We start from the raw sequence: 20,883 nt of genomic DNA on the forward strand, positions 1-20,883 counted from the left end.
AAACGCCCGGTTACATTCCGAACCCGGAAGCTAAGCCTTACAGCGCCGATGGTACTGCAGGGGGGACCCTGTGGGAGAGTAGGACACCGCCGAACTAATCGTGGGAAAACCCCGCATTCTTTTGAATGCGGGGTTTTCTGCGTTTAAGGGGCCGAGTGAGGGGCGTCGTACCCCGGTACTACCGTGGCCGCATGAGTACAGACATCGCAGAGCGGTACGTCGTCCGGGACATACGGGCCGATGAGTGGCCCACCGTGAAGGCGCTGCGGCTCGACGCGCTGCGGGACCCCGTCGCACGGCTCGCCTTTCTGGAGACGTACGAGGACGCCATCGCCCGGCCGGACGCCTTCTGGCAGGAGCGGGCGGCCCGGTCGGCTGACGGGGCGGGCACGGTGCGGCAGTTCGTCGCCGTGGCTCCGGACGGGGTGTGGGCCGGAACCCTGACAGTGCTGATGGAGGAGGCCGGAACCGAGGCCGGAACCAAGGACTGGGCCGGGTATCCGGTGGAGCGCCGACAGGGCCATGCGGTGGGGGTCTTCATCAGGCCGGAGCACCGCGGACACGGGCTGATCGAGGCGTTGTTCGCCGTCGGCCTGGAGTGGGCGTGGAAACACGGAGCCACACGGGTCCGGCTGCTCGTGCACGAGGACAACGGGCGGGCGCAGGGCGCTTACCGCAAGGCGGGCTTCGCACCCAGCGGGGTCACCGTGGAACTCGCCGAGGGCGGGGGCAGGGAGCTGGAACTGGCCGTGGAACGCGGGTGACGGCGCGGCCTCTAGACGGGTAGTTCCTGGTGGGGCCAGCGGGTGCGGCCCTGCTCGCGGGAGCGGAGGAGGGCCAGCGTCGGCAGGCCCAGCGTCGGCCCGGTGGCCAGCAGTTCCGGTAGCTGGGGGAGCGGCGCCACGGCCGCGACGTCGTCGAGGACGAGGGTCAGTGGTGGGTCGAGCCGACCGGAGGATGACCGTTCGGCCATGCGCCGGCCGCGCTCGACCACGCTGGAGACGAGGGCCGTCAGGAGGGGCATCGCGCCGGGGTTGGTCCTGGGGTCCTCGATGGATTCACCGACCACATAAAGGGTGCCCCCTTCGGAGACAAAGGAATCCAAGGCGAGTGCATCGCTTCGGTTCGGCGTGCATGCCTCACGGATATTGACCGTGAAGAGCGCGGCGAGGGCGCGGCTCGTCAACTCCTGTGCCATGTCGCGGCGTTCGGGGTGCGCGGTGAGGGCGGCTTCGAGTTCGCCGGCCGCGCCGGGGGCCGCCTTGGGGTTGGTGCGCAGGGTGCGTACCGCGTCCTGGATCTGAGTGCCCTGGGTCCAGCGGTGGACGTGACGGATGGTGCGGCCGTCGATGGCGGCCGCGTGCAGATAGCTGCGCAGCAGCGTCTCGGCCGTGTCCGCGAGAGCTTGGTCCAGCTTGGCGGTGGGTCTGACCGGGGCGAGCAGGGCGGCAGCTCTGTGCCGTGCCGTCTGCTTGTCCTCGCAGCCCGTCGTCGGCGGCCAGTGCAGCCGGGCCGGGGTGTCGCAGCGGTGGGTGGGGTCGTAGAGATGAGTGGGGCCGAGTTTGGCCCGGGCGTCCTTGGTCTCCGCCCAGAGGGCGGGGTTGGAGGTGACGACCAGCGCCGGGCCTTCCGCGTCGCGTACCGCTTGGGCCGCGGTGGCCTGCCGGGACGTGGGGTCGGCGTACAGGACGACGGCCTCGGCGCGAGGTGCCTCCCAGCCGCCGGGCCGTCCGCCGTCGGCCGCGAGGGCGGTGGGCGGTTCTTGGGGCTGGGATTCGCTACGGGGCACGGGGACCTCGTGCCGGGGTTCGAGCGGCCGGGTGGGCGCCGGCTCCGGTGCGCCTGCCGGAGCCCGTTGCTGCGGCTGTTCCTGCGCTTGTTCCTGTGCCCGTGCCGGCGTCGGCTCGGGCCGTGCTTCCCGGATCCGCTCGGCTGCCGGTTCCTGAGCGGCGGGGGCGGGTGCCGTGGCCGTCGTGTGCTGGGCGTGGCGGCGCCGGGCCCGGCCGGCCCGCCAGCGGGCCACCGTGCCGATCGCGAACACGGTCAGCACGAACAGCACCATCAGCTGGCCGATGAACAGGCCCCAGACCAGTCCGTACCCCGACAGCTGGGCGGGCGGTGTCTGCGGCCAGGCGCCGGGGATGTCGTGCGGTTCGGCGATGAGCTGCCGCATCGCCAGCGGGGTGTGGGCGAAGGTGACGCCGGACGGCCAGGAGCCGTGGGTGAACAGACCCGCGAGGCCCGTGGCCGTCCACACCAGCAGGCTCGTGCCGAGCAGGAACGCGAGCAGGCCCACCAGCAGGCCGTCGGGGATGCCCCCCTGGCCGCCGCCGCGACGGTCCCGCTGTTCGGCTCTCATCTCAGGCCACCGTCGACTCGGACGACCCGTCCAGGTCGCCGATGTGCTGTTCCACGAAGGCCGCCGCCCGCCGCTCCGCCTCCAGTTCCGCGGCGTGCAGCGCGTCGTCGGTGGAGATGTCGCTGGACGACTCGGTCATCGCCCGGTCGGTGAAGACCAGGGGGCGTTCCGTCTCCGTCACCAGGTGTTTGACCACCTGGACATTGCCGTTGACGTCCCAGACCGCGATGCCGGGAGTGAGCGTCGGGATGATCTCCACGGCCCAGCGGGGCAGGCCGAGGACCCGGCCCGTCGCGCGTGCCTCGTCGGCCTTCTGGGCGTAGATGGTGCGGGTCGAGGCCATCTTCAGGATGGCCGCGGCCTCCTTCGCGGCGGCGCCGTCCACGACGTCGGACAGATGGTGGACGACCGCGACGAAGGACAGGCCGAGCCGGCGCCCGAACTTGAGCAGCCGCTGGAACAGCTGCGCCACGAAGGGGCTGTTGATGATGTGCCACGCCTCCTCGACCAGGAAGATGCGTTTCTTGCGGTCGGGGCGGATCCAGGTGTGCTCCAGCCACACGCCGACGATCGCCATCAGGATGGGCATGGCGATGGAGTTGCGGTCGATGTGGGACAGGTCGAAAACGATCAGCGGGGCGTCCAGGTCGATGCCGACCGTCGTGGGGCCGTCGAACATGCCGCGCAGGTCGCCGTCGACCAGTCGGTCGATGACCAGGGCCACGTCCAGGCCCCAGGCCCGTACGTCGTCTATGGCGACGTTCATCGCCTCCGCCGACTCCGGTTCCGGGTGGCGCAGTTGCTCCACGATGTCGGACAGCACCGGCTGGCGCTCGACGATCGTCTCGTTGACGTACGCGTGGGCGACCTTGAGCGCGAAGCCGGACCGTTCGTCCAGGCCGTGCCCCATCGCGACCTCGATGATCGTGCGGAGCAGGGCGAGCTGGCCGGTCGTGGTGATCGACGGGTCGAGCGGGTTGAGCCGGATGCCGTGGTCCAGGGCCGCCATCGGGTCCAGCCGGATCGGCGTTATGCCCAGCTCCTGCGCGATGAGGTTCCATTCGCCGACCCCGTCCTCGCCCTGCGCGTCCAGGACGACGACCTGGCGGTCGCGGAAGCGCAGCTGGCGCAGGACGTAGGTCTTCTCCAGCGCCGACTTGCCGTTGCCCGACTCGCCGAGGACCAGCCAGTGCGGTGCGGGGAGCTGCTGCCCGTACAGCTGGAACGGGTCGTAGATGTAGCCCTTCCCGGAGTACACCTCGCGGCCGATGATGACGCCGGAGTCGCCGAGGCCAGGGGCGGCGGTCGGCAGATAGACCGCCTGGGCCTGGCCCGTGGACGTGCGCACCGGGAGTCGGGTCGTCTCGACCTTGCCGAACAGGAAGGACGTGAACGCGTCCGTGACGGCGGACAGCGGGTCCCGCATCAGCGCATCAACCCCTACCTTCGGATTCCGGTGGCGAACGGGAGGGTGTTCACGAAGGCCCGGTGGTGCTCGCGGTCGCACCACTCCAGCTTCAGATACGACTTGCCGGCCGAGGCCCTTATGGTCCGCTTGTCGCGGGCGAGGGCTTCGGGGGTACGGGCGGAGACGGTGATGTAGCCGACCAGGTTGACCCCGGCGGCGCCGCTGGCCAGGTCCTCGCCGCGCTGGTCGAGGCGGTTGTGGGCGGCGATGTCGCGCGGGTCGACGGTGCGGTTCATCTTGGCGGCGCGGCTGGCCTCGGCCTCGTCGTTGGTCTTCTCGGTCAGCATGCGCTCGATGGCGACCTCGGTGGGTTCGAGGTCCATCGTGACCGCGACGGTGCGGATGACGTCCGGGGTGTGGACGAGCAGCGGCGCCAGGAAGTTCACGCCGACCGGGGTCATCGGCCACTCCTTGACCCAGGCGGTGGCGTGGCACCAGGGCTCCCGGGTCGTGGACTCGCGGGTCTTGGCCTTGAGATAGGTGGGCTCCATAGCGTCCAGCTCGGCCGGCCAGGCGTTCCGCTTCGTCATCGCCTGGATGTGGTCGATCGGGTGGTCCGGGTCGTACATGGAGTGGATGAGGGAGGCGAGCCGGCCCTGGCCGAGCGGCTGGCGGACCCGGATGTCGGCCTCCTGGAGCCGGGAGCAGATGTCGGTCAGCTCGCGGGCCATGACGACGGCGAGTCCGGAGTCCCGGTCCAGTCTGCGGCCGGCCTGGGGGCGGGCCGCGCGGGCCATGGCGTGCGCCTCGGCGGCCAGTTCGCGGGAGTAGTGCATGCAGGCGACGAGGTAGGCGCGGTGCTGTTCGCTGCTGGTGGACACCATGGACTGGAGCTGGTCGTACGACCGGCTCAGCCACTGCGGGGCCTTCTCGTCGCCGCGTTGAGCGACGTCCTTGGCGTGCGCGTCGGGGTCGGCGGGCAGGGTGCGGGCGAGCATCTGCAGCCGGGTGACGAAGCCGTCGCCGTTGGCCACGTGCTTGAGCAGCGTGCCGAACCGGTCGACGAGGGCCTCCTGGTCCTCGGAGTCGCGCAGTCCGACGCCGGGGCCCTCGATCTCGATGGCGGCGGTGACGGTCTTGCGGTCGGCGTGCAGCAGTACGGCGATCTCGTCGGGCCCGAAGGGTGCGGCGAGCCAGCTGATCCGTCCGATGCCGGGAGGCGGGCCGACCTCCACCTCGCGGCCGTCGAGGCGGGTGCCGGCTTCCATGGCCGTGGACCGGTAGACGGTGCCCTGGTGCAGGGTGCGCTTGAAACTGCGGTTGATCTCGAACCACTTGTAGAACGTGCGGCGTCTGTACGGCACGTACACCGCGGCGAGCGCGAGCAGGGGGAAGCCCATCAGCAGCGCGATCCGCAGGGACAGGACGGGGACCAGGAGTCCGCACATCATGCCCAGGAACGCGCCGCCGATGATGAGCGCGATCTCGCCGGTCTCACGGTTGCGGCCGATGACCGCGTTCGGCCGGGCGCGGCCGATGAGATACGTACGGCGGGGCGTGACCGGATGGGACAGGTGGGACTCGGTCGTCAACGCCCTTCACCTCCCGAGCGGTTGCTGCTGCTGTTGCGGGTGTTGCCGGCGTGCGGGGTCTTCGCCGGGCTGGGCTGGCGCGGTGCGGGTGCGGCGGAGGGGACAGATCCGCCGCCACCCCCCGGGGTGCGGGTGCTGTGCGCGGCGACTCCGCCGGAGGCCGGGTTGGCCGGGCGGGCGCCCGCGGAGGACGGCTGGCCGCCGCCTCCGTTGTTGTCGGCGCGGGCGCTGTGCGTCTTGATGCCCTGGGCGACCAGGGTCGCCGGGGAGCTGATGACCGCGGCTGCCTTGCCCTCGGCGCCCTGCATGATGCGGTTGTTGCGGCCGGAGGCGATCTCGTCGCCGAAGCCGGGGACGAAGCGGTAGATCATCGCGCTGGCGAAGATGGCGAGCAGGATGATGGCGAGTCCGGAGACGACGGCGGAGAACGCGTCGGGGCCGTTGTCCGAGGACAGGGCGCCGGCCAGGCCGAGCACGATGACGATGACCGGTTTGACGAGGATGACCGCGATCATGATGCCGGCCCAGCGGCGTACGTGGCCCCACAGGTTCTTGTCGACCAGGCCGGCGTAGACGACGGTGCCGAGGAGGGCGCCGACGTAGAGCAGGGCGGCGCGGATGACCAGCTCCAGCCAGAGGATGCCGGCGGCGAGGATGGAGACGAGCGAGACGACGATCAGCATGATCGGGCCGCCGCCGATGTCGGTGCCCTTGTCCAGGGCGCCGGCGAAGGTGCCGAAGAAGGTGTCGGTCTGGTTGCCTGTGGTCTTCGCGAGGACGTCCGTGACGCCGTCGGAGGCCGACACCACGGTGTACAGGATCAGGGGGGTGAAGGCGGAGGCCAGCACGGTGAGCCAGAGGAAGCCGATGGCTTCGGACAGGGCGGTGGTGAGGGGGACGCCGCGGACCGCGCGCTTGGCGACGGCGAGGAGCCACAGGAGGAGGGTGAGGATGGTGGACGCGGCGAAGACGACCGCGTACTGCTGGAGGAACTTGGTGTTCGTGAAGTCGACGTTCGCCGTTTCCTGTACCGCGTCGCTGAGCTTGCGGATGGTCCATGACGCGGCGTCGGCACAGCCCTTGGCGAGCGAGTTGAGGGGGTCGAGGGTGGAGGTGAGCCCCTTCCGGGACTCCGCCCCACCGGAGTTACTGCCTTGCTCGCAGTAGTCCTTGGCGGGGCCGTGGATCAGGTCACAGGCGTCATCGGACGGCGACGGTGTGGGCGCGGCGAAGGCACGAGTGGCCATGAGAACCGCCGCGGCCTGCACGGCTGTGACCACGGCTGTCAGTTTGAGTACGTGCCGACTAACGGGCATAGGTCAAACCTCCGTACTCCTGGACGGCCTTCGAGATCTCGTCGGCGCTGGAGGCCTTGTCGTCGCCGGGAACGGGCGCGGGGCCTTCCTTCTGCGAATGTGCGACGATCTTCCAGTCTCCGGCGGTCCACTCCAGCTGCATGGTGATGGTGAACCAGCTGTTGGTGACCGGGTTCGTGGACTTGTCACCGGCCAGTCCGAGCAAGCCGCTGCACCAGACCTCGACGGTGGCGGCGTCGCCGGAGGAATCGGTGAGTCTGGTACCGATCGGGCTGGTACGCGAGACGAACGTGTAGCCCTGCGGTGTCGAACCGTCTTCGTTCAGGCCGACGTTCTTGTTGAAGCCGGGCGTGTACGCGCGGTCGAGCGATGTCTCGAAGCTCGACACGCGCGCAGGCGTGATGACGACCCGCAGGATCGCGTCGCGCTTTGCCTTGTTGAACATTTCTGCTGAGCCCAGGGCTACCGCGTAGTTGGCTGCTGCGCTTTGGGCGCCCTGTTGGGTGTGGGGGAAGCCTGTGGGGATTCCGGCTGTGGTGGACCGGACCGGGGTGTCGCCGCTTGCCGCGGTGGCGGAGGTGGCCGGCTTGTCGCTGGAGCCGTGCGCCGGGGAGTCGTCGTTGCCGCCACGGTTCGCGAAGGCGATCGCGGCGATCAGGAGGACGACGACGCCGACGATCGTGACCAGGCTGCGTGAGGACGAGCGGCCGCCCCGGCGGGCCCCGCCGTAGGGGTCGCCTCCGGGCAGCCGGGTACGGGTCTGACCCGTGTCGGCGTAACCGCCGGAGGCTCCGTTCTCGTCTCCGAGACTCATACCGCGTACGCTCCCTCGACGTGGTACAGGAACACTCTGTGCCGGACCGTGTAGGTATACGACGGTAGCCCTGCTGGTCCCCGCGCGGGCGCGGTGTGGTGAGTCGACATCAGGGAAACGCAACCTCTGCCGGTGGGCACGACGGGCGGGTGGGGGTAGGGGTACCGGGCGCGCCCGGAGCGGACAGAGAGGGGGGACGGGGCGGCCGGGTCAGACGGCCATGCCGTACACGATGGTGAACAGCGTGCCGAGTGAGCCGATGATGAAGACTCCGGTCAGACCGGCGATGATGAGGCCTTTGCCCTGTTCGGCGCTGAAGGTGTCACGGAGGGCCGTCGCGCCGATGCGCTGCTTGGCGGCGCCCCAGACGGCGATGCCGAGGCAGAGCAGGATGGCCACGGCCATCACCACCTCGATCATCACCTTCGCTTCGTTGCCCAGGCTGCCGAAGGGCCCCCAGTCCGGAGCGATTCCGCCGATGATGGTGTTGATGTCTCCCTTGTCGGCCGCAAAGAGCATGTAAGTCACCGCCCCTGGTGGGTAGTTCCGCTATCCCCTGCGGTGTGCAGAGGTCAGACCTCATTCTCGCCGACAATGAGGCCGTCGCATGTCGACTTGACGTCATTGGTTGGCGGGTTTCGTACGAATGGCACGTACGGTCACTCTGTGTATCACGGCAGGTCACGCCGGGCAATGAGGCCTGAGCGGAACCTGTCGTGTGGTTCCCTCGTTGACCTTCTTCACGACCTGGCGCTGTTTCTGACGGCTGGTCGGGTGAAACGTCGTGACGATGTTCTCACGGGCGGGGAGACGGGCGGACGTGCCGGAGGCGTCCTGGGCGGTGCGCTGGGGCCGCCGGTGCGGGGCTGCCGGCGCGGCTCGGTAACTCGCCGGGAAGGCGCGGGGGTTGGCGGGCCCGTGGGGAGGGTCAGCGTGGGCGCAGGCCGTACAGGATGTGGTGGATGGACTCGTCGATGCCGGCGAGGGCGGCCTCCGCCTCCAGGGTGCCGTTGGCGACGAGTGCGGCGATGCCGTGCAGGCCGGCAGCCCACCCCGGCTACGCGGCCACGAATCTGCAGAGCCACACCGGGAACCGGCTCGTCCACCTGTTCCTGATGGTCGGCAACAGGTTCTTCGCTCAGGACGACCGGGCGGGCGCCCTGCCCACCCTCTACGCCGCCACCCAGGACCTGCCCGGCGCGAGTTACGTCGGCCCGAACGGGTACGGCGAGATGCGGGGAGCGCCGACGCTGGTGGGCCGGTCGAGCGCGGCGAGCGATCCGGCCGTGGCGCGCCGGCTGTGGACGGTGTCGGAAGACCTCACCGGGGTGCGCTTCCCCACGACCGCCGGTGCGTTGAGGAAGTGACCGCCGGAGAACGGTCGGCGGTCGGTCGGTCGGCGGCGGGCGTCGGGGCGTCGGACATCGGGCGGTCGGGTGGTCGGGCGACGGGGCGTCGGACGTCGGGCGGGCGGGTGGTCGGGCGTCGGGCGGCGGGTGAGGTCGGTCCCGGGGCCGGGACGGGCGTGGCCGCGGGCGCCGACGCCGGGAGCCGGGGGCGGAGCGCCGCTGCCGCGCGGTCCGGTTCCTCGTGGGTCGGCAGGTCCGGCAGCGGCCCGCGGACCAGGTCCGGCGCCCGTGCCGCGCGGGCATGAGGGGTCGCGTGTGTGAGGCGGGCTGTCAGGCGTTGCCTGGGGGTGGGGAGAAGGCCCGCGGGCGGACGTACAGGGGGCCCCTCACCTCTCGTCACCTGAAACTCCCGGCCGTCCCTGCGGCACCACACGCCGGCAACCACGTTACGCAGACATGCCGCCCGTGCAGCGGCCCGGTATTGCACCAGGCCAGGCGGTCGTCAGGCCCCTCATCAGCGGTCAAGCGGTGCCTCGAAGCCCGGCGGCAACACCCCCCAGGTCACCACCTCGACAGGGGGCACACAGCCATACCGACCCCGGGGGCCAGGCGCCCCATTGCGGGGCCACGGAAAAGGTAACGGGGCGGACGGACAGGGAGGCGGCGGGCGCGGGGGACGCGCGTCGGGAGTGCCCGGGCCGGTGGGGGTGTCCGCGGGTCCGTGGGTTCGCCGGTGATCTGGCGGACTGGGCATGACGACGATGTGTACGGCAAGGCGGGGTTCACAGGAAAAACTCAGCTAAGTCGGGGGTGGTTTTTCACCTTCGTGGGACACAGTGGGGGCCGATGAAGCGCATCTCACGCATCTCACGCATCTCGGGTACCTCCGGCAGCTCGCAGCTGGCGTTGTTCGGCGCCATGGTGCTGCTGGCGGTCACCTCGGCATCCGTGTCCGCCGCCGACAACGGGCCGGGGCCGCTCGGAGTGACGGCGGTGGCGGCCGAGACCCGGCAGAGCGAGCAGGTCGGGGCGCTGTTCGCCGCCGACCGTGGATCGGCGCTGGGCGGGGGTCACTTCTGCACCGCCTCCGTCGTGCACAGCCCGCGGCGGAATCTCATCGTGACGGCGGCGCACTGTGTGGACGAGGACGCGTCCGACCTGGTGTTCGCTCCCGGCTACCGGGACGGGAAGGCGCCGTACGGGCTGTGGAAGGTGGGCAGGCGGTTCCTGCCGGACGGCTGGTCCAAGGGGCAGGACGAGGACAGCGACGTGGCCTTCGCGGTGGTGGCGGACGAGGGCGGGAAGCGGATCGAGGACGTCGTAGGGGCGAACCGGTTCGCGCCGGGTACGACGACCGGGGCGACCGCAGTGACCGTCACCGGGTACCCCGACTCCGGTGAGACGCCGATCCGTTGCTCCGCCAAGCCGTCCGCGCACAGCCGTACCCAGCAGCGGATCGGGTGCCCCGGCTTCACGGGCGGAACCAGTGGCAGCCCCTGGGTCAACGGGGACCACGAGGTCGTGGGCGTACTGGGCGGGCACGAGCAGGGCGGTTCGACGGCGGACGTCTCGTACAGCGTGGTCCTCGGGACGGAGGCGGCGGAGCTGTACCGGGACGCGGTGAGCGGCGGGTGAGGTGCGGCGGGGCGGCCAACTGGGCGTATTGAGGGCGGTGGTTCGGGGGGATGCCGTGGGGGAGGGGAGTCCGGTCCTGGTGTCTGGTTTGCTGTGACCCGGCGTCACGGTTGGCGGAGATGGTCATGAACCGCCGTTGTAGGGGGGAGTGTTGACCCGTGCGGAAAGTATGGGTGATCGGCGGGGCCGCGGCCGGGCTCGGGCTGAGCTTCGTCATGCTGCTGGTCGTCGGGGTGTACATGGTCGCCGGGAACCTGACCAACGGCGTCGGCGCCGGCAGTGTCGGGCTGGCCAAGGGTGCCGTGCCCGCCGCCTACAAGTCGCTCGTGCAGCAGTGGGGCAATCTGTGTTCCGCCATCAACCCCGCGCTGCTCGCCGCCCAGCTCTACCAGGAGAGCGGCTGGGACCCGAACGTGGTCAGCCCGGCGGACGCGCGCGGTATCGCGCAGTTCATCCCGAGCACCTGGGCCACGCACGGCATCGACGGCAACGGCGACGGCAAGCGCGACATCTGGGATCCGCATGACGCGATTCCGTCGGCAGCGTCGTACGACTGCGAACTCGCGAAGTACGTGAAGGACGTGCCCGGGGACACCAGCGACAATATGCTCGCCGCCTACAATGCCGGTGCGTACCGGGTCATAAGGTCGGGTGGGGTTCCGGCCATTCGTGAGACCCAGAACTACGTCAAGACGATCCGCACCCTGGAGCAGAGCTTCGCCGCGCCCGTGTCCCGGGTCGACCCCAGCCGGCAGGCGGCCGGAGCCATCGCGTTCGCCCAGAAGAAGCTCGGCACGGAATACCTGTGGGGCGGCAACGGCACCGCGGACCAGGGTGGACGGTTCGACTGCTCGGGGCTGACCAAGGCCGCGTACGAGAGCGTCGGGATCACGCTGCCGCGGGTCGCCAACGACCAGTACAACGCCGGACCGCACCCGCCGCGGGACGAACTGCTCCCCGGCGATCTGGTGTTCTTCTCGGACGACCTCACCGATTCCCGCGCGATCCGGCATGTGGGGATCTATGTGGGCGGCGGTTACATGATCGACGCGCCGAGAACCGGGGCTGTGATCCGGTTCGACCCGATCGACACCCCGGACTACTTCGGGGCGACCCGGGTCACCGAAGATGGCGCGAAAGCGCTCCCCACGGCGGTGTGACACACCGTGAACCCACACCCTGAGCTGCGACTTTGAGTCTCTCTTCGGTAACGTCTGCGTGATCATTCGGTGGAGCGTGGAACGTATCAACCGGGGCCGTGCGTTCCTGTTGACGTAGTCGGGCGGACGGTGAGTGCGCACATCTACACACCACGGGGGTGGGCAGCGGTGGCGCACGCGAGGTGCGTCCGGGAGAACGACGAAGGGGCCGTAGCACCATGGCTGTACTCGCCGAATCCGGCTCGAACCCCGACGTCGACCTGCTCTACGACATCAACGGACTCGCCAAGGACGCGCCCCGGTGGTTCGACCGGGTCATGGAGTTCGTGGGTGAGTACGGGCTGCTGCTCGCCATGGTGCTGCTGGTGGTGTGGTGCTGGTGGTCCGTGCGGCGCCGGTCCGGCAGCGAGGAGGAGGCCGCCTCGTCGGTCGCCGCGCTGGTGTGGGCGCCGCTCGCGGCCGCCGTCGCCGTGCTGGTGAACGTGCCGATACGGGGGTTCGTGGAGCGGCCCCGCCCCTTCCTCGACCATCAGGGGCTGGAGGTGCTCGTCTCCGGCAAGACGGACTACTCGTTCGTGAGCGACCACGCGACGATCACCATGGCGCTCGCGGTCGGGCTGTTCGTGGCCAACCGGAGGTTCGGGATCGCCGGGCTCGGGCTGGCCCTGCTGGAAGGATTCTGCCGGGTCTATATGGGCGTGCACTATCCGACGGACGTCGTCGGCGGGTTCGCGCTCGGCACGGCTGTCGTGCTGTTGCTGTCGCCGCCGGCCACGGCCCTGCTCACGCCGGTGATGCGGGCGGTGGGGCGGTCACCGCGGGCCGGATGGCTGATCCGGCGGCGCACGCCGGTGGGCGAGGGGGGCGAGGCGATGGTCCCGGGCGCCCGTAAGCCGACCCCGTCCGAGGAACGCGACCTGGCGGCCTGACGATTCGCCAACGCCCCACCGGAACCCGGCGGCGATCCGCCGCGCCCCGCAACGCCACCACCACGGTCAGAGCCGATCCGGGGTGTCCGGTGCGTCCGGCAGTGGGCCGCCGAAAGCCGGAAGGCATGTCACAGGGACTGTGGGTAGGTGAAGAAGCGGTTCGGGTCGTACCGGTTCTTCAGTTTGGCCAGGCGGGTCGCGGCGTCGCCGTAGTACGCCGTCCGCCAGTTCGCCAGGGTCGGGTCCGTGTAGTTCTGGTAGGCCGCGCCGGAGGCGTACGGCTTCATCGCGCCGTGCGCCTCGGTCAGCCAGGACTGTGCGGTGGCTCCCGATGTGCCCGCCCGCCAGGACGCGATGTACTGGGCCAGCATCCGGGAGCGGCGGTGCACGAAGGCCGTCGCGGTCGGGGAGACGCGGTTGACCGCGCCGCCGAGTGCGGTCAGGGCGATGCTGCCCGAGCCGCCGCGGGCGGCCTGGATCTGGTTCAGAAGCGTCTGGACGCCGGCCGGAGACAGCGACCGGTCGAAGAAGTCCGAGCGGGCGGCGTACGTTTCACGGCCCAGCGCGCCCTGCGGGGAGCGGCCCGGGGTGGAGCCGGGCAGATGGCACTGGGCCGCCGCGGCGAAGGACGAGCAGCCCGCGTAGACCTCCATGGCCTCCGCGTAGCCACGGCGGCGCAGGGACACGCTCGACGCGTTCGCGCCCACCGCGGCGGCCAGGCGGTCCACCGCGTTCTGGAGTTCGCCGTATGTGCCGAGGGAGAAGACGGACAGGGACACGGTGGCGGCGGCGCCGGCCGTGCGCTCCAGGTGCAGGGCCGACCAGATCTCGTCGGGCTGGTCGGGGCCCCATTCCTGCCAGGCCCTGATCAGGGCGGCCGCCCTGGCCCACGGCCAGGTCAGATATCCGGCCACGGCCTGCGGCGCGGGGTGGGTGGCGAAGCGCAGTTCGGTGACGACGCCGAAGTTGCCGTTGCCAGCGCCGCGCAGGGCCCAGAACAGGTCCTGGTTGGTCCGTGCGTCGGCGGTGAGTTGCTTGCCGTCGGCGGTGATCAGGGTGGCCCCGGTCAGGCTGTCGCAGGTCAGTCCGTAGGCGCGGGAGACGACTCCGTGGCCGCCGCCGAGGACGAGGCCGGAGACGCCGACCGTGGGGCAGGAACCCGCGGGTATCGTCGCGCCCTCGGCGGTCAGCGCGCGGTAGACGTCGATCAGTTTGGCGCCGGCGCCGACGACGGCCTGTCCGCCGCTGACCCGGATCCGGTTCAGCCGTGAGACGTCGATGACGAGGCGGCCGTTCCCGGAGGACCAGCCCGCGTAGGAGTGGCCGCCGTTGCGTATCGCCACGCGCAGCCCGTGCGCTCCGGCGTACGCCAGAGTGGTGCGGATGTCGTCCGGGTGGGCGACGTAGGCCACCGCCGCGGGCTTCAGGCCGTCGAAGCGGGTGTTGTAGAGGAGGCGGGCGGTGTTCCAGGCCGCGTCGCCTGGGCGGACCAGTTGCCCGTCGAGGTCGCGGGCGAGGGCGCGCCAGTCGGCGGCGGCCGTCGCGCTGGTGGTCTTCAGGGGCGTGCGGGAGGATGTGGAGCCGAGGGGCGCGCCGGGCGCGCTCGTCGATGAACCGGCGGAGGTACCGCCGCCGGAGCAGCCCGCAGCCACGGCGGCCGTTGCCAGTGCCGCCGCGCCGTGTGAGATGAACGAACGCCGTTCCATGCCGTGCCCTTCGTCGGCTTTCGTGGATCGAGACGGGGTGCCGGCTCGGTGGGTTCCACGGCCGTCGAATATGTGTGCTGTGTGCACGTTACTCGCGCCGTCAAGCGGCTGCGGGGGCCGGTCTTCGCCCGCGCGGCCGTCGGGACCTCGACGTGCTCTCCCCGTAAGCATTCCGTGACCTAACCGCGCTGACGGCAGGGGTTCACCCTCCGTTCACCGATGGCCATCGGCGGCTTCACCTGTTCTGCCTAATTTCGGCCGTACCCGGTGCGGTGTGCGGCAAGAGAGCGCAGGCGCACCACGACGACTACGCGCGCCGCCGACGGTGGCGGCTCCTTGGAAGGAACTCCCGAAAAGTGAAGCTTCAGCGCAAGAACCGGCTGCGCGCCCTTTCCCTCGGTGCTGTCGCTGTCTCCGGCGCCCTGGCCCTCACGGCGTGCGGCTCGGACGACACCGGCGACAAGGCCAGTGACTCCTCCTCGTCCTCCTCGTCGGCCGGCGCCAGCTCCATCAAGTGCGACGACGCCAAGGGCCAGCTGCTGTCGGACGGCTCCTCCGCGCAGAAGAACGCGATCGACGCCTGGGTGGCCGAGTTCTCCAAGGCCTGCGGCGTGCAGATCAACTACAAGGCCGGCGGCTCCGGTGCCGGTGTCACCTCCTTCAACCAGGGTCAGCTGGCCTTCGCCGGTTCCGACTCGGCGCTGAAGCCCGAGGAGATCACGGCCTCCAAGAAGGTCTGCTCCGGCGGCCAGGGCGTCGACCTTCCGATGGTCGGCGGTCCGATCGCGGTCGGCTACAACCTGGAGGGCGTGGACAACCTCGTCCTGGACGCCCCGACCCTCGCCAAGATCTTCGACGGCAAGATCGCCAAGTGGAACGACGAGGCCATCAAGAAGCTGAACCCCGACGCGAAGCTTCCCGACCTCAAGATCCAGGCGTACCACCGCTCGGACGAGTCCGGCACCACGGACAACTTCACCAAGTACCTGAAGGCCGCCGCCCCGGAGAACTGGAAGTACGAGGGCGGTAAGGCCTGGCAGGCCAAGGGTGGCCAGGCCGCCGCCCAGTCCTCGGGTGTGGCCGCCGGTGTCAAGCAGACCAACGGCGCCATCGGCTACTTCGAGCTGTCCTACGTCGCCGACGGCATGAAGGCCGTCAGCATCGACACGGGTGCCAGCGCGCCGGTCGCCCCGAGCAGCGACGCCGCCTCCAAGGCGATCGCCGACGCCAAGGTCGTGGGCACGGGCAAGGACCTGGCGCTCGAACTGAACTACGCGACCAAGGCCGAGGGCGCCTACCCGATCACCCTCGTCACCTACGAGATCGTCTGTGACAAGGGCAACAAGGCGGACACCCTGCCCGCCACCAAGGCGTTCCTGAACTACATCGCCTCCGAGGACGGCCAGGGCAAGCTCGCCGACCTCGGCTACGCCCCCATCCCCGCCGACATCATCTCCAAGGTCCGCACCACCATCTCGGGCCTGAGCTGAACTGAGAGTGCGGTCCGGTCCCGGGTCTGATCCGGGGCCGGACCGCACCGTCCGGTGCACCGCCGCCATGAGCCGTGCGAGGCGTACGGCTTCGCAGAGCCGTACCTCCCATGCGGCTCCGCAGACCGGAGAACCAGATGGACATAACCACACACAACACAACAGACGCCCCTCCCCCCACCCCACAGCCGACCGAAGTCGAGCGGAAGCGCGCCGCCCGTGGCGCCACCCGGCCCGGAGACCGGATCTTCCTCGGCCTCTCCCGTGGGTCGGGCATCCTGCTGCTGGTGATCATGGCCGCGATCGCGGTCTTCCTCACCTATCGGGCGGCCCTCGCCATCAGCAAGGACCACGGCAACTTCCTGACCACCTTCGAGTGGAACACCGGGATCCAGCCGCCCTCCTTCGGCATCGCCGTCCTCGCCTACGGCACGGTGATCTCCTCGATCATCGCCATGGTCATCGCGGTGCCGATCGCGGTCGCCATCGCACTGTTCCTCACCCACTACGCCCCGCGCCGGCTCAGCGGCCCGATCGCCTATGTGATCGACCTGCTCGCCGCTGTGCCCTCCATCGTCTACGGCCTGTGGGGCGCGCTGATCCTCGTACCGCACCTGAACGGCCTGTTCGGCTGGCTGAACGACTACCTCGGCTGGACCGGGATCTTCTCCTGGGACGAGGGCGCCCCGCGCTCGATGCTCACCGTCGGCATCCTGCTCGCGATCATGATCCTGCCGGTCATCACCAATGTGAGCCGCGAGGTCTTCCGTCAGGTCCCGCAGATGCACGAGGAGGCCGCCCTGGCCCTCGGCGCCACGCGCTGGGAGGTCGTCCGGATGGCCGTCCTGCCCTTCGGCCGCTCCGGTGTGATCTCCGCCTCGATGCTCGGCCTCGGCCGCGCGCTCGGCGAGACGATGGCCGTCGCGACCGTGCTCTCCCCGGACTTCCTCATCCACGCCAGCCTGCTCAACACGGGCGGCGGCACCTTCGCCCAGAACATCGCCAGCAAGTTCGGCGAGGCGGACGAATTCGGCCGTGACGCGCTGATCGCCTCCGGTCTGGTCCTGTTCGTCATCACCCTGCTGGTCAACGGCGCGGCCCGCATGATCATCGCGCGCCGTGCGGAGTACTCGGGGGCCAACGCATGAGCAACGCCGCCATCGCCGACAAGCGCCCCAGCGCCCTGCGCGGCGCCAGCCTGCCGAAGTGGTCGCCGTGGGCGATCGCCGCCGGCTCGGTGGCCGTGGCCATCGGCATCTGCCTGGCCGCCGGCTTCGACAGCAAGATCCAGTGGGGCCTGCTGTCCGGGCTGGTCTTCCTCGTCGCCACCTACGGCATCGCCGCCCGCGTCGAGGGCCGCCGCCAGGCCAAGGACCGCATCGCGACCGGCCTGGTCTGGGTCGCCTTCCTGCTCGCCCTCATACCGCTGGTCTCCCTGGTGTGGACGACCGTCTCGCGCGGCGTGAAGGTCCTCGACATCTACTTCCTGACCCACTCGATGGGCATCGTCGCCGACGCCCAGCCGGGCGGCGGCGTCTACCACGCCATCATCGGCAGCCTGGAGCAGGTCGGCCTCGCCACGATCATCGCCGCGCCGATCGGCATCCTCACCGCGGTCTACCTCGTCGAGTACGGCCGCGGCAAGCTCGCCCGGGCCGTCACCTTCTTCGTGGACGTGATGACCGGTGTCCCGTCGATCGTCGCGGGTCTGTTCATCCTCAGCCTCATGCTGATCTTCGAGATGGAGCCGTTCGGCTTCGCCGGCTCGCTGGCCCTGGCCATCCTGATGGTGCCGGTGGTCGTGCGCTCCACGGAGGAGATGCTCAAGCTCGTCCCGAACGAGCTGCGCGAGGCGTCCCTCGCGCTCGGCGTCCCGAAGTGGCGCACCATCCTGAAGGTGGTCCTGCCGACCTCGATCGGCGGCATCACGACCGGCGTCATGCTGGCGATCGCCCGTATCGCCGGTGAGACCGCGCCCGTGCTGCTGCTGGTGTTCGGCAACCGGTACATCAACAACAACCCGTTCGAGGGTGCGCAGCAGTCGCTGCCGCTGTACATCTACCAGCAGTACGCGCAGAGCGCCGGTGCGAACGCGGCGTACGACCGGGCCTGGGCGGCCTCGCTCACGCTGATCGCCTTCGTGATGATCCTCAACCTCGTGGCCCGCGGCATCGCCCGCTGGAAGGCCCCGAAGTCCGGTCGCTGAGGCGACTATTTCCGGCTCCGCCGGCTGGGGCCGTACAGCGACCAGATTCCCCCTCGAAAGAAGCAGTGATTTCCATGGCCAAGCGAATTGACGTCAGCGGCCTGAGCGCCTATTACGGCTCTTTCCGGGCCATCGAGGACATCTCGATGACCATCGAGCCCCGTACCGTCACGGCCTTCATCGGCCCGTCCGGCTGCGGCAAGTCCACCTTCCTGCGCACCCTCAACCGGATGCACGAGGTGACGGCCGGCGGCCGGGTCGAGGGCAAGGTCATGCTCGACGAAGAGAACCTGTACGGCGCCGGGGTCGACCCGGTGGCCGTGCGGCGCGAGATCGGCATGGTCTTCCAGCGTCCGAACCCGTTCCCCACGATGTCCGTGTTCGAGAACGTCGCGGCGGGCCTGCGGCTGAACGGCTCGTACAAGAAGAGCGAGCTGGAGGACGTCGTCGAGAAGTCGCTCCGCGGCGCGAACCTCTGGAACGAGGTGAAGGACCGCCTGAACAAGCCCGGTTCCGGTCTCTCCGGCGGTCAGCAGCAGCGGCTGTGCATCGCCCGCGCCATCGCGGTGGAGCCCAAGGTGCTGCTCATGGACGAGCCCTGCTCGGCCCTCGACCCGATCTCGACCCTCGCGATCGAGGACCTGATCGGCGAGCTGAAGGACCGCTTCACGATCGTCATCGTGACGCACAACATGCAGCAGGCGGCCCGCGTCTCCGACCGTACGGCGTTCTTCAACCTCGCGGCGGTCGGGCAGCCCGGCAAGCTGATCGAGATCGACGACACCGAGCGCATCTTCTCCAACCCGTCGGTGCAGGCCACGGAGGACTACATCTCCGGGCGCTTCGGCTAGGGCGTGTTTCGAAAGTAGCGTTGTCCGCCCGGAGGGCGGGGCCCGCGGTGTCTGGTGCGGTGCATCGCAAGGCGGAGGGTCGTCCGCGTACTGGGCGTACGCGGGCGATCCCGACAACGCGGCGTGGGGGCACCTCCCGGCCGAAGGCTGGGGGAGTGCCGTGCCAGGCGTCGCGGGCCAGACGGGACTTTCGAAACACGCCCTAGGGCCGACGCTGCAAGAACCCCTCGCGGTGCTGCATGGCGGTGCCACCGCGGGGACGAGAAGGGCCCGCCCCTGGCTCCCGGGGGCGGGCCCGCTCGTCGTTTCCGGGGCGCCGGCCCCGGGTGGCCCGTGTCGGCCGGTGTCCTCGGCTAAGCGGCCGGTGCTGAGTGATCCCATGTGTGGTGCTGTTCCTCCCCGGTGGCTACAGGAACGCCAGGTCCAGTACGCCGAACACCGCCGCCGCGACCAGGGCGGCCGCCGGCATCGTGATGAACCAGCCGAGGACGATGTTCTTCGCCACGCCCCAGCGGACCGCGTTGACCCGCTTGGTCGCGCCGACGCCCATGATGGCCGAGGTGATCACGTGGGTCGTGGAGATCGGCGCCTTGAACAGGAACGCCGTGGTGAACATGATGGCCGCGCCGGTGGTCTCGGCCGCGAAGCCCTGCGGCGGATCCAACTCGATGATCTTGCGGCCGAGGGTGCGCATGATGCGCCAGCCGCCCGCGTAGGTGCCGAGCGACAGCATCACGGCACACACGATCTTGACCCATACCGGGATCGGGTCGCCGTAGGTCTCATGGCCGGAAATCACCAGTGCCATCACCACGACGCCCATGGTCTTCTGGGCGTCCTGGAGGCCGTGTCCGAGCGCCATGCCGGCCGCCGAGACGGTCTGGGCTATGCGAAAGCCCCGCTTGGCCTTGTGCGGGTTGGTCCGCCGGAAGATCCACATGATGGCCGTCATCACCAGATAGCCGACGATCAGTCCGACCACCGGCGACACGAACATCGGAATGATGATCTTGTCGACCACGCCGCTCCAGAACACCGTGGTGCCGCCCGCCAGCGCCGCCCCCACCAGTCCGCCGAACAGGGCGTGCGAGGACGAGGAGGGCAGGCCGAAGTACCAGGTGACCAGGTTCCAGACGATGGCCCCGAGCAGCCCCGCGCACAGGATGCCCATCCCCTGCGAACCCTCGGGCGTCTCGATCAGGCCCTCGCTGACGGTCTTGGCGACCCCGCTGCCCAGGAAGGCACCGGCGAGGTTCATCACGGCCGCCATCGCCAGCGCGGCCCGCGGGGTCAGCGCCCGCGTCGACACCGAGGTGGCGATCGCGTTCGCTGAGTCGTGGAATCCGTTCGTATACGTGAAAAAAAGCGCGACCGCGATGGTCACGACCAGGGCGAAGGTGTCCATCGACGCCTCAGGACTCCTTGACGGCGATGGTCTCCACCGTGTTCGCCACATGCTCGAACGCGTCCGCCGCCTCTTCCAGCACGTCCACGATCTGCTTGAGTTTCAGGACCTCGATCGCGTCGTACTTGCCGTTGAAGAGGTGCGCGAGGAGCTTTCTGTGGATCTGGTCCGCCTGGTTCTCCAGGCGGTTCACCTCGATCCAGTATTCGGTGAGGTTGTCCATGGTGCGCAGGCTCGGCATCGCCTCCGCCGTCAGCTCCGCCGCCCGGGCCAGTACCTCGATCTGCTGCTCGACGCCCTTCGGCAGCTCTTCGACGTTGTAGAGGACGACCAGGTCGACGGCCTCCTCCATGAAGTCCATGATGTCGTCGAGGGACGATGCGAGGGAGTAGATGTCCTCGCGGTCGAAGGGCGTGATGAACGAGGAGTTCAACTGGTGGAAGATCGCATGCGTGGCGTCGTCACCTGCGTGTTCGGCGGCCCTCATACGCTCTGCGATCTCGGCCCGGGCGGGTGCGTCCGCCCCGAGCAGTTCCATCAGGAGTTTCGAGCCGGTGACGATGTTGTCCGCGGATGCGGCGAACATGTCGTAGAAGCTCGTCTCCCTGGGGGTCAGACGAAAGCGCACTTGGGGTCCTCGGTCTGCATTGGTTTCGGTCAGGC

17 protein-coding genes, 1 rRNA gene and 1 pseudogene are annotated in these 20,883 nt (G+C 69.7%); 10 read left to right on the plus strand and 9 right to left on the minus strand.

The features are described from left to right. Together rrf and ABT245_RS18130 are read left to right on the plus strand one after the other, a co-directional pair. Positions 1-95, plus strand: a 5S ribosomal RNA gene (gene rrf, locus ABT245_RS18125); the annotation flags it as partial. Between the two features lie 96 nt (positions 96-191). After that, a complete protein-coding gene (locus ABT245_RS18130) occupies positions 192-764 on the plus strand; it encodes a GNAT family N-acetyltransferase (protein WP_351734648.1) in 573 nt (190 codons plus the stop codon). Positions 765-775: 11 nt separating this feature from the next. On the opposite strand, the gene ABT245_RS18135 is transcribed toward ABT245_RS18130, so the two are convergent. The 6 genes from ABT245_RS18135 to ABT245_RS18160 form a co-directional block, all read right to left on the minus strand. Continuing rightward, complete coding sequence (locus ABT245_RS18135; protein WP_351734650.1) at positions 776-2,359, minus strand: type IV secretory system conjugative DNA transfer family protein; 1,584 nt, start codon at positions 2,357-2,359, stop codon at positions 776-778. Position 2,360: 1 nt separating this feature from the next. Then, positions 2,361-3,785, minus strand: a complete 1,425-nt coding sequence (locus ABT245_RS18140) for an ATP-binding protein (protein WP_351734652.1) — start codon at positions 3,783-3,785, stop codon at positions 2,361-2,363. A gap of 14 nt (positions 3,786-3,799) precedes the next feature. Further along, complete coding sequence (locus tag ABT245_RS18145) at positions 3,800-5,359, minus strand: SCO6880 family protein (RefSeq protein WP_351734654.1); 1,560 nt, start codon at positions 5,357-5,359, stop codon at positions 3,800-3,802. Beyond that, the gene (locus tag ABT245_RS18150; protein WP_351734656.1) at positions 5,356-6,675 is read right to left on the minus strand and encodes a hypothetical protein; all 1,320 of its coding nucleotides are present in this window, start codon (positions 6,673-6,675) and stop codon (positions 5,356-5,358) included. Before ABT245_RS18150 ends, ABT245_RS18145 begins: the two co-directional genes overlap by 4 nt. Next, positions 6,665-7,489, minus strand: coding sequence for a DUF8175 domain-containg protein (locus ABT245_RS18155; protein WP_351734658.1), 825 nt, complete (start codon positions 7,487-7,489; stop codon positions 6,665-6,667). The genes ABT245_RS18150 and ABT245_RS18155 overlap by 11 nt, the downstream gene beginning before the upstream one ends. A gap of 210 nt (positions 7,490-7,699) precedes the next feature. Continuing rightward, a complete protein-coding gene (locus ABT245_RS18160) occupies positions 7,700-8,008 on the minus strand; it encodes a DUF8827 family protein (protein WP_014673544.1) in 309 nt (102 codons plus the stop codon). A gap of 524 nt (positions 8,009-8,532) precedes the next feature. On the opposite strand from ABT245_RS18160, the pseudogene ABT245_RS18165 reads away from it, so the two are divergent. The 4 genes and pseudogenes from ABT245_RS18165 to ABT245_RS18180 all read left to right on the plus strand — a co-directional run. Continuing rightward, positions 8,533-8,856: pseudogene (locus ABT245_RS18165) on the plus strand (oxidoreductase); the annotation flags it as partial. Positions 8,857-9,684: 828 nt separating this feature from the next. After that, positions 9,685-10,473 (plus strand): trypsin-like peptidase domain-containing protein, encoded by a 789-nt coding sequence (locus ABT245_RS18170; RefSeq protein ID WP_351734660.1) that lies wholly within the window; start codon positions 9,685-9,687, stop codon positions 10,471-10,473. Between the two features lie 158 nt (positions 10,474-10,631). Further along, on the plus strand, positions 10,632-11,633 hold the full coding sequence (locus tag ABT245_RS18175) for a C40 family peptidase (protein ID WP_351734662.1): 1,002 nt from the start codon (positions 10,632-10,634) through the stop codon (positions 11,631-11,633). Positions 11,634-11,851: 218 nt separating this feature from the next. Beyond that, positions 11,852-12,562 (plus strand): phosphatase PAP2 family protein, encoded by a 711-nt coding sequence (locus ABT245_RS18180; protein WP_351734664.1) that lies wholly within the window; start codon positions 11,852-11,854, stop codon positions 12,560-12,562. A gap of 128 nt (positions 12,563-12,690) precedes the next feature. On the opposite strand, the gene ABT245_RS18185 is transcribed toward ABT245_RS18180, so the two are convergent. Further along, a complete protein-coding gene (locus ABT245_RS18185) occupies positions 12,691-14,268 on the minus strand; it encodes an FAD-binding oxidoreductase (RefSeq protein WP_351734666.1) in 1,578 nt (525 codons plus the stop codon). A 356-nt stretch (positions 14,269-14,624) separates the two neighbouring features. Between ABT245_RS18185 and pstS the strand changes: the two genes are divergently transcribed. The 4 genes from pstS to pstB all read left to right on the plus strand — a co-directional run bounded on the left by pstS (position 14,625) and on the right by pstB (position 18,815). Beyond that, a complete protein-coding gene (gene pstS / locus ABT245_RS18190; RefSeq protein ID WP_351734668.1) occupies positions 14,625-15,758 on the plus strand; it encodes a phosphate ABC transporter substrate-binding protein PstS in 1,134 nt (377 codons plus the stop codon). A 137-nt stretch (positions 15,759-15,895) separates the two neighbouring features. Next, a complete protein-coding gene (gene pstC / locus ABT245_RS18195) occupies positions 15,896-16,906 on the plus strand; it encodes a phosphate ABC transporter permease subunit PstC (RefSeq protein WP_351734670.1) in 1,011 nt (336 codons plus the stop codon). After that, positions 16,903-17,964 carry a phosphate ABC transporter permease PstA gene (pstA, locus tag ABT245_RS18200; protein ID WP_351734672.1) on the plus strand — a complete coding sequence of 354 codons (1,062 nt, stop codon included), beginning with the start codon at positions 16,903-16,905 and terminating at the stop codon, positions 17,962-17,964. Before pstC ends, pstA begins: the two co-directional genes overlap by 4 nt. 74 nt (positions 17,965-18,038) lie before the next feature. Continuing rightward, positions 18,039-18,815: a phosphate ABC transporter ATP-binding protein PstB gene (pstB, locus tag ABT245_RS18205; protein WP_351734674.1), complete on the plus strand. Its 777-nt coding sequence runs from the start codon at positions 18,039-18,041 to the stop codon at positions 18,813-18,815. Between the two features lie 406 nt (positions 18,816-19,221). Here the strand turns inward: pstB and ABT245_RS18210 are convergent, their stop codons facing one another. Beyond that, positions 19,222-20,220 carry an inorganic phosphate transporter gene (locus tag ABT245_RS18210; RefSeq protein WP_351734676.1) on the minus strand — a complete coding sequence of 333 codons (999 nt, stop codon included), beginning with the start codon at positions 20,218-20,220 and terminating at the stop codon, positions 19,222-19,224. Between the two features lie 7 nt (positions 20,221-20,227). Then, positions 20,228-20,848: a DUF47 domain-containing protein gene (locus tag ABT245_RS18215; protein ID WP_351734678.1), complete on the minus strand. Its 621-nt coding sequence runs from the start codon at positions 20,846-20,848 to the stop codon at positions 20,228-20,230. Positions 20,849-20,883 lie beyond the last annotated feature (35 nt).

The organism is Streptomyces sp. NPDC001508 (assembly GCF_040298665.1).
In the GTDB taxonomy this organism is placed as follows: domain Bacteria; phylum Actinomycetota; class Actinomycetes; order Streptomycetales; family Streptomycetaceae; genus Streptomyces.

Coding starts and splice junctions, on each gene's coding strand:
- ABT245_RS18130 (WP_351734648.1), top strand. CDS start 192: ATGAGTACAGACATCGCAGAGCGGTACGTCGTCCGGGACATACGGGCC.
- ABT245_RS18135 (WP_351734650.1), bottom strand. CDS start 2,359: ATGAGAGCCGAACAGCGGGACCGTCGCGGCGGCGGCCAGGGGGGCATC.
- ABT245_RS18140 (WP_351734652.1), bottom strand. CDS start 3,785: ATGCGGGACCCGCTGTCCGCCGTCACGGACGCGTTCACGTCCTTCCTG.
- ABT245_RS18150 (WP_351734656.1), bottom strand. CDS start 6,675: ATGCCCGTTAGTCGGCACGTACTCAAACTGACAGCCGTGGTCACAGCC.
- ABT245_RS18155 (WP_351734658.1), bottom strand. CDS start 7,489: ATGAGTCTCGGAGACGAGAACGGAGCCTCCGGCGGTTACGCCGACACG.
- ABT245_RS18160 (WP_014673544.1), bottom strand. CDS start 8,008: ATGCTCTTTGCGGCCGACAAGGGAGACATCAACACCATCATCGGCGGA.
- ABT245_RS18170 (WP_351734660.1), top strand. CDS start 9,685: ATGAAGCGCATCTCACGCATCTCACGCATCTCGGGTACCTCCGGCAGC.
- ABT245_RS18180 (WP_351734664.1), top strand. CDS start 11,852: ATGGCTGTACTCGCCGAATCCGGCTCGAACCCCGACGTCGACCTGCTC.
- ABT245_RS18185 (WP_351734666.1), bottom strand. CDS start 14,268: ATGGAACGGCGTTCGTTCATCTCACACGGCGCGGCGGCACTGGCAACG.
- pstC (WP_351734670.1), top strand. CDS start 15,896: ATGGACATAACCACACACAACACAACAGACGCCCCTCCCCCCACCCCA.
- pstA (WP_351734672.1), top strand. CDS start 16,903: ATGAGCAACGCCGCCATCGCCGACAAGCGCCCCAGCGCCCTGCGCGGC.
- pstB (WP_351734674.1), top strand. CDS start 18,039: ATGGCCAAGCGAATTGACGTCAGCGGCCTGAGCGCCTATTACGGCTCT.
- ABT245_RS18210 (WP_351734676.1), bottom strand. CDS start 20,220: ATGGACACCTTCGCCCTGGTCGTGACCATCGCGGTCGCGCTTTTTTTC.